This window comes from Microcystis sp. M31BS1 (assembly GCF_020245285.1).
Taxonomy (GTDB): domain Bacteria; phylum Cyanobacteriota; class Cyanobacteriia; order Cyanobacteriales; family Microcystaceae; genus Microcystis; species Microcystis panniformis.
Genome location: NZ_JADBVE010000182.1, coordinates 1 through 17,254, shown reverse-complemented (window position 1 = coordinate 17,254; position 17,254 = coordinate 1). Strand labels below are relative to the sequence as shown.

16 protein-coding genes, 2 pseudogenes and 1 riboswitch are annotated in these 17,254 nt (G+C 42.8%); of the genes and pseudogenes, 10 read left to right on the top strand and 8 right to left on the bottom strand.

Annotation, left to right across the window (positions count from 1 at the left end):
* The first annotated feature begins 32 nt into the window (after positions 1-32).
* From IM509_RS10690 to IM509_RS10680, 3 genes are read left to right on the top strand one after another with little or no spacing between them, the layout of a single operon-like run.
* Positions 33-170 (top strand): hypothetical protein, encoded by a 138-nt coding sequence (locus IM509_RS10690; protein ID WP_185237691.1) that lies wholly within the window; start codon positions 33-35, stop codon positions 168-170.
* An 11-nt stretch (positions 171-181) separates the two neighbouring features.
* Entirely contained in the window at positions 182-841 is a 660-nt protein-coding gene (locus tag IM509_RS10685) for a tropomyosin (RefSeq protein ID WP_072923763.1), read from the top strand.
* 39 nt (positions 842-880) lie between these two features.
* Complete coding sequence (locus IM509_RS10680) at positions 881-1,405, top strand: GNAT family N-acetyltransferase (RefSeq protein WP_052275551.1); 525 nt, start codon at positions 881-883, stop codon at positions 1,403-1,405.
* Between the two features lie 127 nt (positions 1,406-1,532).
* Here the strand turns inward: IM509_RS10680 and IM509_RS10675 are convergent, their stop codons facing one another.
* From IM509_RS10675 to rimI, 4 genes are all read right to left on the bottom strand, one after another.
* Complete coding sequence (locus tag IM509_RS10675; RefSeq protein WP_052275550.1) at positions 1,533-2,039, bottom strand: DUF1269 domain-containing protein; 507 nt, start codon at positions 2,037-2,039, stop codon at positions 1,533-1,535.
* Between the two features lie 97 nt (positions 2,040-2,136).
* Entirely contained in the window at positions 2,137-2,754 is a 618-nt protein-coding gene (locus tag IM509_RS10670) for a CP12 domain-containing protein (protein ID WP_036388153.1), read from the bottom strand.
* A 90-nt stretch (positions 2,755-2,844) separates the two neighbouring features.
* Positions 2,845-4,035 carry a glycosyltransferase family 4 protein gene (locus IM509_RS10665; RefSeq protein WP_052275549.1) on the bottom strand — a complete coding sequence of 397 codons (1,191 nt, stop codon included), beginning with the start codon at positions 4,033-4,035 and terminating at the stop codon, positions 2,845-2,847.
* 38 nt (positions 4,036-4,073) lie between these two features.
* Positions 4,074-4,652: a ribosomal protein S18-alanine N-acetyltransferase gene (gene rimI / locus IM509_RS10660; RefSeq protein WP_052275548.1), complete on the bottom strand. Its 579-nt coding sequence runs from the start codon at positions 4,650-4,652 to the stop codon at positions 4,074-4,076.
* A 1,302-nt stretch (positions 4,653-5,954) separates the two neighbouring features.
* On the opposite strand from rimI, the gene IM509_RS10655 reads away from it, so the two are divergent.
* Positions 5,955-6,935 (top strand): sodium-dependent bicarbonate transport family permease, encoded by a 981-nt coding sequence (locus IM509_RS10655; protein ID WP_002786258.1) that lies wholly within the window; start codon positions 5,955-5,957, stop codon positions 6,933-6,935.
* A 73-nt stretch (positions 6,936-7,008) separates the two neighbouring features.
* A complete protein-coding gene (locus IM509_RS10650; RefSeq protein ID WP_002786257.1) occupies positions 7,009-7,326 on the top strand; it encodes a P-II family nitrogen regulator in 318 nt (105 codons plus the stop codon).
* A 204-nt stretch (positions 7,327-7,530) separates the two neighbouring features.
* Here the strand turns inward: IM509_RS10650 and IM509_RS10645 are convergent, their stop codons facing one another.
* On the bottom strand, positions 7,531-8,109 hold the full coding sequence (locus IM509_RS10645; protein ID WP_002733879.1) for a DUF3172 domain-containing protein: 579 nt from the start codon (positions 8,107-8,109) through the stop codon (positions 7,531-7,533).
* Positions 8,110-8,298: 189 nt separating this feature from the next.
* Positions 8,299-8,429: riboswitch (cyclic di-AMP (ydaO/yuaA leader) on the top strand.
* A 232-nt stretch (positions 8,430-8,661) separates the two neighbouring features.
* Here IM509_RS10645 and IM509_RS10640 point away from each other — a divergent pair.
* The 4 genes and pseudogenes from IM509_RS10640 (at position 8,662) to IM509_RS10625 (ending at position 13,717) form a co-directional block, all read left to right on the top strand.
* Positions 8,662-9,999 carry an ArsB/NhaD family transporter gene (locus IM509_RS10640; protein ID WP_052275547.1) on the top strand — a complete coding sequence of 446 codons (1,338 nt, stop codon included), beginning with the start codon at positions 8,662-8,664 and terminating at the stop codon, positions 9,997-9,999.
* A gap of 106 nt (positions 10,000-10,105) precedes the next feature.
* Positions 10,106-11,278 (top strand): glycosyltransferase, encoded by a 1,173-nt coding sequence (locus IM509_RS10635; RefSeq protein WP_052275546.1) that lies wholly within the window; start codon positions 10,106-10,108, stop codon positions 11,276-11,278.
* Positions 11,279-11,313: 35 nt separating this feature from the next.
* Positions 11,314-13,329 (top strand): ABC transporter ATP-binding protein, encoded by a 2,016-nt coding sequence (locus IM509_RS10630; protein WP_185237390.1) that lies wholly within the window; start codon positions 11,314-11,316, stop codon positions 13,327-13,329.
* Positions 13,330-13,533: 204 nt separating this feature from the next.
* Positions 13,534-13,717 (top strand): annotated as a pseudogene (locus IM509_RS10625) (hypothetical protein).
* A 45-nt stretch (positions 13,718-13,762) separates the two neighbouring features.
* Here the strand turns inward: IM509_RS10625 and crtO are convergent.
* On the bottom strand, positions 13,763-15,409 hold the full coding sequence (crtO, locus tag IM509_RS10620) for a beta-carotene ketolase CrtO (RefSeq protein ID WP_185237389.1): 1,647 nt from the start codon (positions 15,407-15,409) through the stop codon (positions 13,763-13,765).
* 145 nt (positions 15,410-15,554) lie between these two features.
* Here crtO and IM509_RS10615 point away from each other — a divergent pair, with 145 nt between their 5' ends.
* The gene (locus tag IM509_RS10615) at positions 15,555-15,878 is read left to right on the top strand and encodes an STAS domain-containing protein (protein WP_052275544.1); all 324 of its coding nucleotides are present in this window, start codon (positions 15,555-15,557) and stop codon (positions 15,876-15,878) included.
* Here the strand turns inward: IM509_RS10615 and IM509_RS10610 are convergent, their stop codons facing one another.
* Both IM509_RS10610 and IM509_RS10605 read right to left on the bottom strand, forming a co-directional pair.
* Positions 15,879-17,015, bottom strand: a complete 1,137-nt coding sequence (locus tag IM509_RS10610) for a PP2C family protein-serine/threonine phosphatase (protein ID WP_052275543.1) — start codon at positions 17,013-17,015, stop codon at positions 15,879-15,881.
* A 107-nt stretch (positions 17,016-17,122) separates the two neighbouring features.
* A pseudogene (locus tag IM509_RS10605) lies at positions 17,123-17,254 on the bottom strand (IS630 family transposase); the annotation flags it as partial.

The following is a 17,254-nucleotide window of genomic DNA, read 5'->3' as shown; positions in this document are numbered from 1 at the left end:
TAACCCTTATATAGAAAGGCATTTAGCGATTTTTGTCAATTGTTTTTGCTCTAGAGCGAACTAATCAATTAAGTCTCTTACCAGATAAGGATTTAGTCGATTTATGCCCCCCTATCGAACCATACCAAGTAACGAAGAGCCATAAAAATAAGAGCAAATTGAAATTATAGGAGTTTAATCAATGACCACCACCACTGCTACGGATAATGATTTAAAAAGACTAGAAGATTTAATCCTCAATGGACAGAAGATAATCGAACATCGATTCAACGAGATCGACAATCGACTGACTACCATGGACAATCGACTCACCACCATGGACAATCGACTCACCACCATGGACAATCGACTCACTACCATGGACAATCGACTCACTACCATGGAAACTCGACTGATTGAGGTGGACAATCGACTCACTACCGTGGACAATCGACTCACTACCGTGGAAACTCGACTCACTACCATGGAAACTCGACTGATTGAGGTGGACAATCGACTCACTACCGTGGACAATCGACTCACTACCGTGGAAACGCGACTCACTACCACGGAAACTCGACTGATTGAGGTGGACAATCGATTGAAGGTGATCGAGAATGGACAAGCGGAAATAAAAGCTGATGTCAAAAATCTTCAAAAAGATACTACCGATTTAAAGATTGAACTCACGGAAGTTAAAGGTGATATTAAAACTCTTGATAGTAAATTTGATGACATGAATAAACGCTTAGAGAAAGTCGAAGGAACCCAAAAAAATCAAATTTGGACATTGATAACTGTCTTAAGTGGTTCCCTACTAGCCGTGGGATTTAGAAGTTTTTTTATCAACAATAATCCCTAATCTCAGCAAGAGAATTGCTATAATTTGCTCACTAAAACAATGAAAAGCGATCGCCTAATTCTCCGTCCTTGGCAACTACCCACAGACAAAGAGTCTTTTTTTCAGATCTATCAAAATTCCGAAGTCACTTATTTTTTACCGAGAATTCGTCAGTTAGCCACGGATATTGAGAGTTTAAATGCCCATTTTTCCGAAAGATTACCAACTGTTCGTAATCAAGGTAATGGCAGCGATTGGTGGGCAATGATCGATCGAAAAAATAATCAGATTATCGGTTCGATAATTTTACAGAATTTACCCGATAACTACGGTTATCCTACCCCAGATAGCGAAATTGGTTGGCATTTACGACGCGATTATTGGGGACAAGGATACATAACCGAAGCGGCTAAAGTTATTCTAGAATACGGCTTAATCACCTTACAATTGCCGATTATCTACGCAGTGGTTAATCCCGATAATTATCGCTCAATTCGTGTCACCGAAAGATTAGGAATGCAATCAATGGGATTAACGAATAAATACTACGACACTGAAGCACTTTTATTCTCGATCGAAGCTTAAAGTTCATTAATAATTATTGATTGTTTCTTATTTTATGGATGCTGTGGTGGTCATGCTAAACCCATTCTTGCTCAAAAAGCAAAAAGGGAAATATATTCCCTTTTTCTAGCTTTTATGGACCCAGATCCTAAACCGCTTCGGGTTTAACACCTCTTTGGTCGAGAACTTTCTGTAATTCAGCTTCGTCGGTTTTGGTCAAAGAAGTACGTAACACTTTACCTCCGTAGGGGGCCACTTCATCGAGGACCTTATCGGGGGTAACTTTTTGGACGAGAACAAAGAGAGCAGAGGTACTGGGCTGCAGGGTTTCTCCCAATTCGCGCATAAAATTGTCATCCACACCGATATCACTTAAAGCACCTCCCAAAGCGCCACCAGCAGCACCGAGGACGGCCCCTAATAAAGGGGATAAAAAGAGCATTCCGATTAATAATCCCCAGAAACTGCCACTAGCGGCTCCTGCTGCCGTTAAATTGACCGCTTGCTTGAGTTTAATCTGGCCATCTTTGTTTTTAACCACTACGGCAGCATCTTCTAACTCGATGAGATGTTCCTGTTGCAGTTTAGCCAAAGTTAAACGAACTTCTTCTGCTTTAAATTCGTCCTCATAGGCGATGACAAATAGATCAGCCATAGTTTTTCCTCGATTATTAGTAAATAAAACCTTTATACACTACTTTTGCCGGATTAAAAAGTTTGAGGTATCGGAGAATACCGAAAACCCATGGGGATTAGGTGTCATAGATACGCGCTTCAAAAGCATCGGGATTTTCTTGACAGTATTCCTCAAAATAGGTTTTTTCTGGTTTTTTAGCGCGTTGGTGTGCCAATTCTGCCTGTAATTCCTCAACAACATCCCAAGCTGCGGCACAATCGGGAGAATTTCCCCCTTTTTCAGCACAGACTGCCCGGGCAATATCTCTAGCTTTGATAATCTCCGCTTCTAAATCAAGACTGCGGGGCTTTTCGACAGCGTTACCTTTATGGAGGATATCACTAACAGAGATAACACCGAGCAAACCGCCTTTAATTACCGGTGCGAAACGAATACCGGTATTAGCAAATAAGCGGGCCACATATTCAACCCCGAGGTCGGGATTAATCACGATGCAGGGTTTGCTCATCACTTCATAGACGCGCACTTTTTGCGGATCTTGACCGAAAGCGACGACTTTATAGACAATATCGGTTTCGGTGATAATTCCGTAAGCATCCTCATCGTGACGGCGATCAACAATGAGAGTTCTAATGTTCTTTTCTCTCATCAATTGCACCGCTTTGGCAACGGTTTCAGAACCTTTAATCTTGGCCACCTCCGTGGTCATAATTTCAGCTGCTTTCATAGTCATATTTGGAGAAGTTAAGTTGTGCCTTTGTTATTTTAAGACATAAACTGACCCCTAATACTAACGGCTGACGGCTAAAAAACCGCTCCCTGATTAACGCCATTCCACCAGTTGTCGTTCTTGGACAACCAAACCATATACTGTCTCGGTTTGACGGGCTAAATTCGCCCAATGAAAGCGTTTTTCTAGGTCTTCGTAGGCGTTATTAGCTAATTCGTGGGCGTATTCGGGATGATTTAAAACCTCCAAAATGCCCCAAGCGAGGGAATCGGGATTATTGACCCGGGTGACAATTCCCGTTTGACCATGACGGACAACTTCGGGAAAACCGCAGGTATCGGAAACTACCACGGGAACCCTAGCGGCGAAACTTTCCAGGGCGACAATGCCAAAAGGTTCGTAAAGACTGGGAAAAACGGCACAATCGGCCACGGTTTGGAAGCGATCGAGGTTTTCATCGGACATAAAGCCCGTAAAATAACAATGATGCCAGATACCGAGATGCCAAGCCTGTTGTTTAAGTTTGTCGGTATTGCCGCCACCGATAATCACAAATTTAGTTTTAGCCTCGGTCTGAGCGAGGACTTTTGGGGCAGCGTTGAGTAACACCGAAACCCCCTTTTCAAAGGTCATGCGCCCGACATAATAGACGATTTTTTCGTGATCTTCGGCATATTGACGACGAAAAGCTCGGTAATCAAAGTTAGGGTCTCTTTGCTTTTTCTCGGCCCGAATACCGTTATAAACCACATCGATCTTATCCCAGGGTGCGCCCAAAGCCCGATGGACTTCATGACGCATATAGCCGGTACAGACGATAACGCGCCAAGCATTATAGACGAGGGTTCCCTCTTTGCCGGCGATATAGCGTTGGGTGTCGGTGTGCAGTCCGTTATAACGTCCGTATTCCGTGGCGTGAATAGTGGCAATCAGGGGGATTTTAAAGAGATGTTTCATGGCAATGGCCGCATCCCCTACTAACCAATCGTGGGCATGAACAAGGTCAAATTTTCCGTATTCGGCGATTAGTTTGCCGCCCTGTTGCCCCATGCTGTTATTCATGTTGACCACCCAATGGAAAAAGTCATTGCCGGGGGGGACGGGGACGCGGTGGATGTGAATGCCTTCGACCAGTTCGTAACTGGGGGCCTGACCGAATTCGATCGTGATTAAATGGACTTCATGACCGAGTTTGACGATTTCGGGATAGAGTTCAGCGACATGACGGGCGATACCGCCCACTAATCGCGGTGGAAATTCCCACGCCAACACTAAAATCCTCATTTTTCCCTAACCTCGACCTGATTTAAGCTGGTAAGTAATCATGACATCCCCATGGTATCTATTTTGGCTCTGGTTTCTTCCTCTAATTGCCACTCTCCCTGCGCCAGTCTTGAGAGGATTTCTTGTCGCCACTTGCTTAATTGTTCCTGAAAAGCGGCCGTTTGTAGATCGTTGCGCCAGAAAATTAGGGCCGATTCGCCAGTTTGCGGATAATAATTTTTACGCTCTCCAGCGATGCGGAAGCCAAAATGCTCGTAGAGCGCGATCGCTGACTGGTTCGATACCCTCACCTCTAGCGTAGCCCTTTCCAGTTGTCTTTGTACAGCTTTCTCAAGCAGTTTGTAGAGAAGCAGTTTTCCTAATCCTTGTCTTTGATAGTCGGGATAAATTGCCAGGAGGGTAATATGCGCTTCTTCGAGAATTGCCCAAGAACAAGCTAATCCGATTAGGGTTTCGTCCTCCCCGTCCAGGGTAAGAATTAATAATTCACTGTTGGGGCTGTTTAATTCCCGTTGATATCCCGATAACGTCCAGATACCGCCGAGACTGGTGCGATCAAGTGCTACCATGGCGGCAAGATGTGGGGATTTTGGGGTTTTAAGCTGGATTTTTGGCATTTATCGGGGAACGCGAGCGGGGAACGGGAGAGGGGTGTGGGGTGTGGGGAGTTTTCTCAGTTAACTGATAACTGATCAGTGATCAGTGATCACTGATCACTGATCACTGATCACTGATCACTGACTCCTAACCCAATAGTAGATGTGGGATTTTTGCAGGAGTTCTATTTTCTGACAAATATAAGCAAAAGTTATTTATTGACTGCAAAAACTTGAGAATATTTAAATTAACATTCCGCAATATTTATAAATTCTTAAGAATTAATTGAGAAAGATTTTTATTTAACAACGATGTTATCATAGTTACAGCGATTTTACTGAATTTCATAATGGGTTATTCTATGCTTTTTTGGGCAGCAATGGTTGAAACCTTTGCCACACCTAGAAGGTAATCCCAATTAAGACGGTTAAATCAGTCAATTTCACCCACAACGATGATCTTTTTTTTGTGTAGTTTTATTGCAAAAAAAAAGTTTTTTTGACAAAAAGCACAAAGTATGATAATAAACAACGTATTTCTGGCTGCGAGTAATTATTAAACCTCTTGCATAATTAATTTTTCAGGGTTCAAAAACGGCAAAAATAAGGATTAAAGGCTCTTCTGGTTTCTGTGTGGAAACTAGGTCTATACTGATAGAATATCCGCAAAATAGTCCTAAAAGTCTTTCCCAGTAAACATTTCACGATTCCATAAGCAAAAATTATCACACAAAGTCGAGAAGAGCCGATTAAATGGCATAAAGTGTGTAAATAGACCATTTAACTGATTATTATTCATTTTTAATTCTCCTGACTACTGACTACTGACTACTGACTCCTAACCCTAGCAACAATTTTTGGTTTTTACAAAAGGTCTATTGTAGAGGAGGAAAAGGGAGAGGGGAGAGGGGAGAAAAGCTGACGGCTTCAAGATCAGTGATCACTGATCACTGAAACATCACCCATCTTAAGTAGGGAGGCACAATTATTTGTAGGATGGGTTAGTGGTAGCGTAACATAATCGGGCGTTGGGTTTCATGCTTCAACCCAACCTACGTTCTGATCACTGAAACATCACCCATCTTAAGTAGGGAGGCACAATTATTTGTAGGATGGGTTAGTGGTAGCGTAACATAATCGGGCGTTGGGTTTCATGCTTCAGCCCAACCTACGTTCATCTCCCGTCTCGGAGTCTCGGAGTCTCGGAGTCTCGGAGTCTCGGAGTCTCGACTAGGAAATTAATTTTGCACGACTACTTAACATTTCCCCAGTATTCTCAAAATCGAATAGTATAGATTGAAATAACTCAATGTACGCAAACCTATGGATGGCAGCTTAATCCTGTTCAATATTCTCAATCCGCCGGTTTTGTTCTTTTTCTTAGGAATGCTGGCAGTATTTTTTAAATCCGACCTAGAGATTCCCCAACCACTGCCTAAACTCTTTTCTCTCTATCTGTTGATGGCGATTGGTTTCAAGGGAGGTTATGAACTAGCGGAAAGTGGCATCAATAACCAAATTGCTTTAACTTTGATTGCCTCTGTGGTTATGGCTTGCATCGTTCCCATTTACACTTTCTTTATCCTGAAAATTAAACTCGATAGTGCCAATGCAGCAGCGATCGCAGCAGCCTATGGTTCCATTAGTGCCGTTACTTTCATCACCGCCAGTTCTTTTTTAGAAAAACTTCATATTTCCTATGGCGGTCATATGGTAGCGGCCTTAGCTTTAATGGAATCGCCGGCGATTGTAGTGGGTTTAATCCTGGTGCGAGTCTTTAAAGAGAAAAATGGCGAAGAAGAAGCGTTTTCTTGGTCAAAGGTTCTACATGAAGCCTTTTTAAATGGTTCGGTATTTCTCTTAGTCGGTAGTGTTGTTATTGGTATGCTCACGGGGGAAAGAGGCTGGGAAAAATTACAACCTTTCACTCAAGGGATTTTTTATGGTGCTTTAACTTTCTTTCTCCTAGATATGGGATTAGTGGCTGCGAAAAGAATTCGAGAATTAGGCAAAACTGGTTCTTTTCTCATCGGTTTCTCGGTGTTCATTCCCGTCATCAATGCTATGGTGGGGATTCTCATCGCTAAGGTTCTCGGATTTGAACAGGGCAATGCTTTATTATTCGCTGTTTTGTGTGCCAGTGCCTCTTATATTGCTGTTCCTGCGGCCATGAGAATGACTGTTCCTGAAGCTAATCCTAGTTTATACGTTTCTATGGCCTTGGCTTTAACTTTTCCTTTCAATATCATCATCGGTATTCCTCTGTACCTAGAGATGATCAAAATCATTGGCTGTGGAGTCTAAAAGGCCCGGCGGTTTTTAAATAATTCCTGTCAAAATTGTTCTCTTTCACTTGTCCCTTTTTTACTGAACTACCATGCTTGAATCCCCCCATCCTTCCCTACAAACTGTCAAAAAAGTGGACATAATTGTTAGTCATGCTTTTCTGGAAGAAACCTTAAGCGTTCTTGATGTTGTCGGAGTTTCCGGTTATACCGTCTTTGGCAATGCTTCGGGAAAAGGCGATCGAGGTTTATCCTGTGATGACTTCGATTGTGATTACAGTGGTAGCTATATTATGACGGTTTGTAATAGTGACGAACAACTTGGTCGTCTGATCGATAAAATTCAGCCTATTTTAAAAAAAGCTGGCGGAATTTTTGTGGTGACTACGGCCCAATGGCTAACTCATTAGACCTCTTGTAAAAATCAAAAATTGTCGTAAGTAGGGAGGCACAATTATTTGTAGGATGGGTTAGCGGTAGCGTAAACTATGCGGGGGTTGGGTTTCATGCTTCAACCCAACCTACGTTCATCTTATATTTAATTCCCCCACCTACTTAGTTAATTAGGAGTCAGTGGTCAGGAGTCAGCAGTCAGGAGAACGATCTTTTCCGGTTTAGAATTTATCTGTATCTGGTCTGGGGCCAACAGCGCCAGCAGGATTAACAAAAAGATTACCCCCAGCTTCATTTTGGAAGATACAATCGATTTTCGGTTTGCCTTCCAAGGGGCCGGTATAACCAAAGGTATTCATCCGGTTTTTACAACTTTGTACCTGCTGTCCATCGACTAATTTTTGTTGTTCTAAAATTGACCAGTTATTGCGTCGCAAAACGCAACCGGGTTGCATGACTGGTTGGGTGACAAAAACATTAAAGGGGTTAAGGGTGACATAAACCCGCAAATCGGTGACAATGGCACTGGCCCCAAATTGCACGCATAATTCCGCATTGGGGGCGCTGCGATCAATTACTTCCCGGGAGGCGACGTTTTCGGGGCTAAAATTGGCAGTAGAACTGAATACCAGACCGAGACCCACTCCTAGTACAAAAATACCACCAATCAGGGCAATCATGGCATAGTTCAATTTTGCCAATAGGCCACCGGGGGACGAAGCGCGGGAGTCATCGCCATAGGAGCGGTCATAATCACGATCACGCGATCGAGGAGGAGTATAACGGGGTCTTCTATTCATAGAAATTTCTTTTCTGGCTGCTATGGCGGTCAGTCGTTAGCTATTAGCTTATCATTGTTCTATCCTAGCAACCCGGGGGATAACCGACAGGATAGGTCTGGTATAGGGCTATATCGTTTTTTTTGGGGTTAGTATGCTATGGTGGATCACTAAACAGAGTAAGTCAGCCTAATCCAAGTTTCTATGCTAGATATTAGCTAGACAAATTCGGAGCGGAGGAACCATATTTGGGGGCGTATTTCTAGATTTTTTAGCCTAGAAAAGGATATCTCTCTATCCTAGCCCGTCAGCTAACTTCGTAGGCGTGGGGGGGAAGACTGAAACATCACTACATTCCTAGCAATGTCTTGATCGGTTCAGTTATGTCACTGGGACTACTTGATAGTCATAACTCAAAGGAGACATTGTTTATGGGGATTTTCATGTTAGATTACCGATCGCAACAATTTTAAGATTTTCCGTAGATAACCATATTTTCTATGAGTTTGCTGTACATTCTTTGGGCAAACTTTTAGTCCTATCGAGAAACCGAAAGTAAAAACAGGATCAAAAATGCTGGAATCTTTACCAATGTGGATTGCTGCGATGACTTTTGTTGCAGTCATTGTGGTTATTATGTTCGAGTGGCTTCATATTACCGTAGCGGCTTTACTGGGGGCTTTAATCTTAGTTTTTACCCATATCATGACTCTCCAGGAAGCGGTGGGTTATATCAGTCGCAGTTATGGCACTCTTGCCCTATTTTTTGGGGTGATGGTATTAGTGAGAGCCTTTGAACCAACGAAAATTTTTGATTATTTAGCAGCACAAATGGTGCTTTTAGCCAAGGGACAGGGCAAATTATTACTAATAGGAATTGTTGCTATTACTACCCCGATCTGTGCGGTATTGCCCAACGCCACCACGGTGATGTTGTTAGCACCTTTAATTCCCCCATTGGCACAGGATATAGGTGTGGATTTTGTGCCGCTCTTAATCCTGATGGTTTTCGTGGCTAACAGTGCGGGATTATTAACTATTGTTGGTGATCCTGCTACTTATATCGTCGGTGATTCTATTAATATAACCTTCATGGAATACCTACAGCGTTTGAGTTTAGGTGGTGCGCTGGCAGTAATTACCATTCTGCTTATGTTACCTTGGTTATTCCCCAAAATCTGGCGGACAAAATTCGAGCATTTAGAAGACTTACCCCATCCGCAAATTAATCATCCGCGCGTCCTAGCTCTGGGGGGAATTATCGTCTTTTTAGTCTTATTTTTATTCGTGGTCGGTGAATCTTTTCCCGTACCTATTGCTCCTGCTGCCGTTGCTCTGATGGGGGCAGCTTTAGCCCTACTTTTAGCCCAGCAATCGAAGATAGATACGGTGCATAATATTCTCCGAGATGTGGACTGGAGTACCCTATTATTTTTCATGTCAATTTTTGTCCTAATTGGCGGCTTAGAAAAAACTGGGGTAGTTAATAGTGTATCGGGATTTCTGGCGATAATTTTAGGCAAAAATATCTTTTTAGGTTCTCTAGTCTTGCTGTTTTTTGTCGGTTTTGTTTCCAGTGTCGTTCCGAATATTCCCCTAGTGGTGGCCATGGTTCCACTACTGAAACAGTACCTTGTTAATGTTAATTTAGTCGGGACGGAGGTTCTTTCTCCCGATTATGCCGGTTCTTTTCCCCCGGAAGTTTTACCGCTTTTCTATGCGATGATGTATGGAGCCACCCTAGGAGGTAATGGTACTTTAGTGGGGGCTTCTTCTAATATTGTCGCCGCCGGCATCGCCGAACAACACGGGGGCAAAATTACTTTTCATACCTTCCTGCGCTACGGTTTACCAGTGATGTTTACTCAGTTAGTCGTCTCGGCTATGTATATGTTAGTTTTCTTTGTCTAGTCTATCTCCGGGGGGATTAATGTTAAGTCCGTTTAAGATTGACAAGAACGTTAACATCGATTAACATTCTCCTATCGTGCTAGATAATCTGGATTGAGCGGCGATCGTGAACAAAAAAATCTCTGTTTTAGCACCAGATTTATCCGGTGGTGGTGGCACAAGAGTCTATTTGATTGCTCAAGTCTTGCAACAGCTAAACTGTCAGGTGACGGTTTATGGTCCGATTTTTGGCCGGGAAATCTATCCCACCCCACCGGGGAATTTACCCCTGGTATCGGTCAAAGGCAATAATTATCCCCAGTTTTTTGGCCAGATCAAAACTTTACTCGATCGCCTCTCCGGAGAGATTATCTACGCGGTTAAACCCCGTCCCACCAGTTTCGGCATCGGTTTACTGAAACGTTTTTTTTCCCCACGTCCCCTAATTCTCGATATTGACGATTGGGAAATGAGTTGGTTTGGTGGCGATCGATGGTCCTATCGTCCTTATCCTCGACAATTAGCTAGGGATATCCTCAAAAAAAATGGTGCGCTTAGGGACCCGAATCACCCTCTCTATCTGCATTGGATGGAAAATTTAATTAACCGCGCTGATGCGGTGACGGTTAATAATCAATTTTTGCAAAAGCGCTATGGGGGGATTTATTTACCGAATGGCAAGGATACGCAACTTTTCGATCCCAATCTCTACGATCCTGTCGCTTGTCGTCAAAAATACGGTTTATCCGCGTATAAAGTCTTAATGTTCCCGGGTACAGCTAGACCCCACAAAGGTTTAGAAGATGTCTTAATCGCTTTAGATAAAATTGCTGATCCTGATTTTAAATTGGTGGTGGTCGGTGGTCGCCAAATCGGGGATGGTTATCTGGATAGCTTGCTAGAAAAAGGTCAACCTTGGTTAATTCATTTACCTGCTCAACCGCTCGATCGAATGCCGGAAGTTGTGGCCGCTGCTCATGCTATTATCGTTCCCCAGAGGGATGAAGCCACGGCTAACGCCCAATTTCCGATTAAACTCACCGATGGTATGGCGATGGCTAAACCGATTATTTCCACTAAAGTGGCAGATATTCCCGAAATTTTAGCTGATATTGGCTATTTAGTCGAACCTAGATCGCCAGAGCAACTAGCTGTCATAATTAGAGAAGTTTTTAATCATCTCGACTCGGCTAATGCACGAGGACTAAAAGCGAGAGAGCGCTGTATCGCCTCCTACAGTACCACCGCCATGGCGACAACTCTCTCTGGCATAATTACTTCTCTGGAAGGGAAATATTAGTTGACCGTTGACTATTTACTTTATTACTTATAGCGATGAATCCTCAGCAAATTCTGCTTAAATATACGCTTAAACACTGGATATTAGTGGTTTCCAGTATTGTTATCGGCTTTGCCAGTACCATATTTAATGGGGTGGGAGCTATTTTAGTTATCCCCTTACTAATTTCTTTTATTAATCCCGAAAATGATATCTTAAAAAATGCCCCCGAAATTATAAAAAAGCTGCTCTCAGTTTTCGAGTTTTTCTCGGTCGATACTCGTTTTTTCTGGATGTTTGCGGCGATATTATTGATTTTAATTCTCAAGCACATTACCAATTTTGTCAGTAATTTGCTAGGCACTTACTTGTCTTTAATTATGGCAAAAGATATGCGAATTGATTCAGTTATTCTGCTGCTAGAAGTGGATATAGATTATTATGTAAAAAGTAAAATAGGAGATATTTTTAATCGTTTCATGTCGGAGATTAATCGGGCTGTAGCATCAATTAGAAATTACATAAACCTGATTAAGATTATCGCTACAGCTTTCATGTACTTAGCTATTTTATTATCAATTTCTTGGCAATTAACTATTCTTTCAAGTGTTTTGGGTGGCTTTTTAGGTCTGCTTAATCAATACTTTGTCAAGAGATCGAAAAAGTTTGGAGAGATTATCACCGTAACGGCTAAACAGCAAACTAATAAACTGTTGGAACTGTTAACGGGAATTCGTCTAATTAAAGCGGTAGGCAATGAAAGATACGAATTAGAATCTATTGTGGAAGATATCGAAGCCCGGGAGAAAGCGGGTTTAGATGCCCAGACTAATAATGCTGTAATCGCTCCGCTCAATGAGATCGGTGGGGTAATTATTATTGCTTTAATTATCATTGCTGGTCGTTATCTTTTTAATGAACAACTGCAAGCTTTAGCGACAATTTTATTAACCTATCTCTATGTACTTTTCCGGGCCTTGCCGATAGTTAGTCAAATTAACAGTGCTAGGAGTAGTCTATTGGGTGATGTTTCCGCAGTAGAGGTGGTAGCGGATTTTCTCATTCGAGAGAATAAACCATTTATGAGCAATGGCTCTATTCCCTATCAAAGATTAGAGACAGGTATTCATTTTGATAACGTCCAATTTTCCTATCCTGGTCATCAAGAATTAGTTCTCAAGGGCATCGATCTGTGGATTCCAAAAGGAAAAATGATCGCTCTTGTTGGTGCTTCGGGGGCGGGAAAATCGACAATTGCTGATTTATTACCACGCTTTTATGATCCTACAGCCGGGAGGATTCTTTTTGACGGTCACGATTTACGGGATTATGAGATCAAATCTCTGAGAAAAGCCATGGGAATAGTCAGTCAAGACACTTTTCTCTTTAATAATTCTCTCCGTTTTAATATTGCCTACGGATTAAGCGATGTTAGTGATGCAGAAATTGTAGCAGCGACAAAAAGGGCGAATGCCTACGAGTTTATCTCCAAACTGCCGGAAGGACTGGATACGGAAATTGGCGATCGGGGAGTGAGACTTTCGGGGGGACAAAAACAAAGATTAGCGATCGCTCGTGCCTTACTGCGAGAGCCGGATATTCTCATTCTCGATGAAGCCACCAGTGCTTTGGATACAATTTCTGAGCGTTTAGTACAGGAAGCGATCGATGAACTCTGTCGCGAGCGGACTACTCTTGTGATCGCTCACCGTCTTTCCACTGTTCAAAAAGCCTATCAAATTGTGGTGCTAGACAAGGGAAAAGTGGCAGAAATCGGCAATCATGAGGAATTATTAGCTCAAGGTGGTCATTATGCCCGTTTACACGCTCTGCAATTTAGTGATAGCAAAGAGGCCGACTCTAAGAATAGGGAAGATGAGCAAAAAAGAAAAGCTTATTTATCCTACGAAGCGAGAAGCAGTCTTAATAGTCTTTTAGGTTCTTTGCGTCTAGTATCTGAAGATTTAATCGAAGATTCTCAGGAGAAACAGGAAATTTTAGAAGAATCCTGTAGTTCAGCTATGCGACTTCTCCATATTATCGAAGACTACGAGTATTCCTCGACTCGATAGATCTCCTGCAAAAATCAAAAATTGTTGTCATAGTAAATCCAGTTATTAAAAACTGATTATTTATTTCCCCACCCCCCTGCCCCCCTAGGGCTGTTTCATTCTCCATCTTAAAACAAGAAGTCAGAGAGAACGTAGGTTGGGTTGAAGCATGAAACCCAACGCCCGATTATGTTACGCTACCGCTAACCCATCCTACAAATAATTGTGCCTCCCTACTTAGGGTCTGCTGAAAAAGTTTTTCGTGGGGGCAGGGTGTGGGGTGTGGGGTGTGGGGTGTAGGGTTTTACCCATTTTCAGACGGTCAATTACCTAATTTTCAGGGAAAAAGTCCCGGAATTTTCGCCCCGCTCACTCTCGGCTGGCACTTTTTGAGATCAAAAAAGTCTAAAAGTCTTATCCAACAAGGTTTTTAGATTTATTCAGCCAACCCTACTTAGTTGAATAATCGTTGCAGAAAAGTGCTTCGATCCCGCAGGAAAACCTGAGCGCAATTGCGCCCCGGCATTCCCGAAATTGAGCCGCCGGGGTGAGTGCCTGCCCCAGTTAAATAAAGGTTTTTAATTGGGGTTTTGTAGTTAGCTATTTCTGGCAAAGGACGCAGGAAAATCATCTGATCTAAGGTCATATCAAGATGATAGTAATTACCTTTATAGGAACCCAAACGATTAGCCAATTCTGCCGGACTTTCCACCCGACGGGCAATAATGGCGGATTTGAGATTCGGGGCATAATCGGCCAGTTTATCAAGAACTCGATCGGCCACGCGATTTTTTAATTCTTCCGTCCATCCCGTGCCGTTTAATCCTGTTCCCTCGGCCCCAGCAATCTGATAGGGGGCAAAAAATTCGATCCAGAGGGTATGCTTGCCCTGGGGAGCCATGGAGGGATCGAGAATAGTGGGGACATCTAGGTACATCGAGGGATTTTCGTCGGGAATCTGCCCCAAAATCGTTAAAGCGTGGGCCTGTTCAACGTGACGCACGGAATCGGCGATGAGAATCGTTCCCTGTAAATACTCCTCTTTGTGATCGTAAGCCTCGAACCTTGGTGCTTCGGCGAGGGCGCAATCAATTTTAAGAATTGTTTCATTGTTATTGACAATTCGCCGTTCTACCCTTTCTCGCAATTCTGGATCGGCGGCATCCACATCGGCGGGGGCGACTAACTGTAAAAAAACTCGTCTAGCGTCAATATTAGAGATAACACCCGCTTTTGCCAGATATTCCTGTCCAGAGTCCACCCTAACCCCGATCGCTTGTCCTTCCTCGATTAGAATCTGTTTAACTTTCTGCTCGGTTAAAATCACCCCACCGAGACTAACAACACATTTCACCAGAGCCTCGGTTAGTGCGCCTGTACCACCACGAGGGCGAGCCACCCCGGGGGAATGACGCATTGCCATCATCATCATCCCGGAGGTAATGCCTTTTTGGGAGGGAGGAGCGCCAATTTCCGCCGCTAGACGAGCCAGGGGTGCTTTGACAAATTCGCTCTCAAACCATTCATTGAGGACATCTTCGGGGGAAGTAATCATCGTGCGGATGAAGTCGAGCAGTTTCTTTTTCGAGCCGATCGCTTTCCAGACACTAGCTAAGGCACTAGAGTTATAATTGCGGGCGATTCTGAGCAAATCTTGGGGCGGAGCGTTAAACCAAGGCCCAATCGCATTCATCAACTGTCCCCAATAGTCGATAAACTGAAGGTAGCGATCGGCATCTCGCGGACAAAACTGGGCAATTGCGGCGTGAGTTTTTTCCAGAGAGCGATAGGAAAGAAAATATTGGCCAGAGGGATGGGGACAGAAAACGGTAGGATCGAAGAATAAATACTCTAATCCGTGGCGTTTTAGCTCCAATTCCTCAATTACCGGTCCCAAAAAAATAAATTCGTGATCGATCGCACAGAGATTAAACTTAAAATCGGGGGCTAGCTCTGGGATAACCGCTTCTGTGGTAGCCGCTCCTCCTGGTACGCTACGCTGTTCGAGAAGGAGGACACGATAACCGGCTTTGAGGAGATAGGCGGCACAAACTAAACCATTATGCCCCGCACCGATGAGGATGACATCGTAACTTTCCATACAGTTTCAAAAATTCCTATTTTTAATTTTGCGCTTTTCTTGACCCTAATATGTTAAAAATAGTTAAAGATTGGCTGCTATCAGCAGATTTCAGCGAGCAGTTATCAGTGAGCAGGTAGAAAACATTTAATTTTTCCTTTTTTTTATGAGTTCTTCCATCAAAGTTATTCAACCATCGGGTATTTTAGATGGCAACCAAGCCAGCGAATTTCGCCAAGAAATTGCCGAAGCCGTGCAGGGAGGTTCCGAGGTTATTATCGTTGATTTCAAGAATGTCACCTTTATGGATAGTTCTGGTTTAGGGGCGCTAGTTTTATCCTTAAAAACCGTGCGTTCTGCGGGGGGTAAACTATTGATCTGCTCGATTAATGAGCAGATAAAAATGTTGTTTGAATTGACCGATATGGATCGAGTTTTTGAAATTTTTAATAACCGAGAAGAATTAGAACAAAAAATCCTCGGAAGTTAATTAACGAAAATCCACCTGCATGATCGAAAGATCATCCCTAAAATTACCATCAAATTGTAAAGCTTGAATTTTTTCAATAAAATTATCAAGATTTTTAGCAGAATTACAGTGATAATTTCGTAAAGATTGAATAAAGTTTTCTAGTCCCCACATCCTACCATCAGCACAATCGATCTCGTAAATTCCATCGCTAAAAAGATAAAGGCTACTGGAGAAATTCAGGGATTGAACCTGATTGATATATTCTGCTTCCGGAAACATTCCGATGGGAAAACCGGGGGCTTTCAGTCTGGTTTCAATCATCTGTCCAAAAGGTTTTTGAGTCAGGAGAACTGCCGGGGGATGACCGGCACTGGCATAGGTTAACTGTTGTTGTTTCTGATCATAAATTCCGTACCAGATAGTAAAATATTTATCATTCTTAGGACTGATTTGATAAACTTGATTTAACCCATGTAAAACCTGATTAGGTTGATAGTAATTCACCTGAGTTAAACCACGGGAACGGAGTAAATTAATCACCGAAAGGGAAGGTAAAGCCGCTCGCAAACCATGGCCAGCCACATCTAAAAGATATAACATCAAATGGTCATTATCTAACCAATAATAATCAAATCCATCCCCCCCCAATCGACGAGAAGGAAGGAAGCGAAAATCGATAGCAAGTTTTGGAGAAATAAAAGATTCTGGTAACAGCGATCGCACATAGTCCGCCGCCTCCGCTAACTCCATTTCTAGTAATTGTTTTTGTGCTTGCAGATCATGACTTAATTGATGCAAACGAATTCCCGCTCGCACACGCGCTTTTAACTCATTAATTTCGATCGGTTTACACAAAAAATCATCGGCCCCCGCATCCAATCCCTTCACCCGATCCTCCACCGATCCCAAAGAAGTTAAGAGGATAAAAAAAGTCGTTGACAGTTGGGGATTAAGCTTAATTTGCCGGCAAACTTCCAACCCATCGATCCCCGGCATCATCCAATCACAAATAATCATCGCTGGTTTTAGTTGCCCCGCTTGCTTTAATCCTTCTTCCCCATCACTGGCAATAAAAACCTCGTATTCCTTCCGCAAAGCGCGGCTCAAAAACGTTTGAATTACTCCATCATCATCAATTACTAGAATTCGTACCATCTTTTTTGTGACTTGACTATCTCAATCTTACTGCCTACCCCCGACTCCCTGACAGATGACTTTGCTTGTCCCTCAACCAGGGATTAAATCCAGAATCGAGCTATACTTTAGACGTTCATAATCTGAGATTTATTAAACTTCTGAAATCGTAGAGTCAGCAAGGAATCCAGTTCTTTTTTATGTTTCAGATGGGCATCATTCAGACATTCATAAATAGCTGAAGAAAAGTCAGAAAAGTT

What these genes read in the sequence shown, in the direction of transcription:
- IM509_RS10640 (WP_052275547.1), top strand. Translation starts at nt 8,662, where the DNA reads ATGCTGGAATCTTTACCAATGTGGATTGCTGCGATGACTTTTGTTGCA.
- IM509_RS10615 (WP_052275544.1), top strand. Translation starts at nt 15,555, where the DNA reads ATGAGTTCTTCCATCAAAGTTATTCAACCATCGGGTATTTTAGATGGC.
- IM509_RS10645 (WP_002733879.1), bottom strand. Translation starts at nt 8,109, where the DNA reads ATGAATAGAAGACCCCGTTATACTCCTCCTCGATCGCGTGATCGTGAT.
- IM509_RS10665 (WP_052275549.1), bottom strand. Translation starts at nt 4,035, where the DNA reads ATGAGGATTTTAGTGTTGGCGTGGGAATTTCCACCGCGATTAGTGGGC.
- IM509_RS10680 (WP_052275551.1), top strand. Translation starts at nt 881, where the DNA reads ATGAAAAGCGATCGCCTAATTCTCCGTCCTTGGCAACTACCCACAGAC.
- IM509_RS10685 (WP_072923763.1), top strand. Translation starts at nt 182, where the DNA reads ATGACCACCACCACTGCTACGGATAATGATTTAAAAAGACTAGAAGAT.
- IM509_RS10650 (WP_002786257.1), top strand. Translation starts at nt 7,009, where the DNA reads ATGCTTGAATCCCCCCATCCTTCCCTACAAACTGTCAAAAAAGTGGAC.
- IM509_RS10675 (WP_052275550.1), bottom strand. Translation starts at nt 2,039, where the DNA reads ATGGCTGATCTATTTGTCATCGCCTATGAGGACGAATTTAAAGCAGAA.
- IM509_RS10610 (WP_052275543.1), bottom strand. Translation starts at nt 17,015, where the DNA reads ATGGTACGAATTCTAGTAATTGATGATGATGGAGTAATTCAAACGTTT.
- IM509_RS10630 (WP_185237390.1), top strand. Translation starts at nt 11,314, where the DNA reads ATGAATCCTCAGCAAATTCTGCTTAAATATACGCTTAAACACTGGATA.
- rimI (WP_052275548.1), bottom strand. Translation starts at nt 4,652, where the DNA reads ATGCCAAAAATCCAGCTTAAAACCCCAAAATCCCCACATCTTGCCGCC.
- IM509_RS10655 (WP_002786258.1), top strand. Translation starts at nt 5,955, where the DNA reads ATGGATGGCAGCTTAATCCTGTTCAATATTCTCAATCCGCCGGTTTTG.
- crtO (WP_185237389.1), bottom strand. Translation starts at nt 15,409, where the DNA reads ATGGAAAGTTACGATGTCATCCTCATCGGTGCGGGGCATAATGGTTTA.
- IM509_RS10670 (WP_036388153.1), bottom strand. Translation starts at nt 2,754, where the DNA reads ATGACTATGAAAGCAGCTGAAATTATGACCACGGAGGTGGCCAAGATT.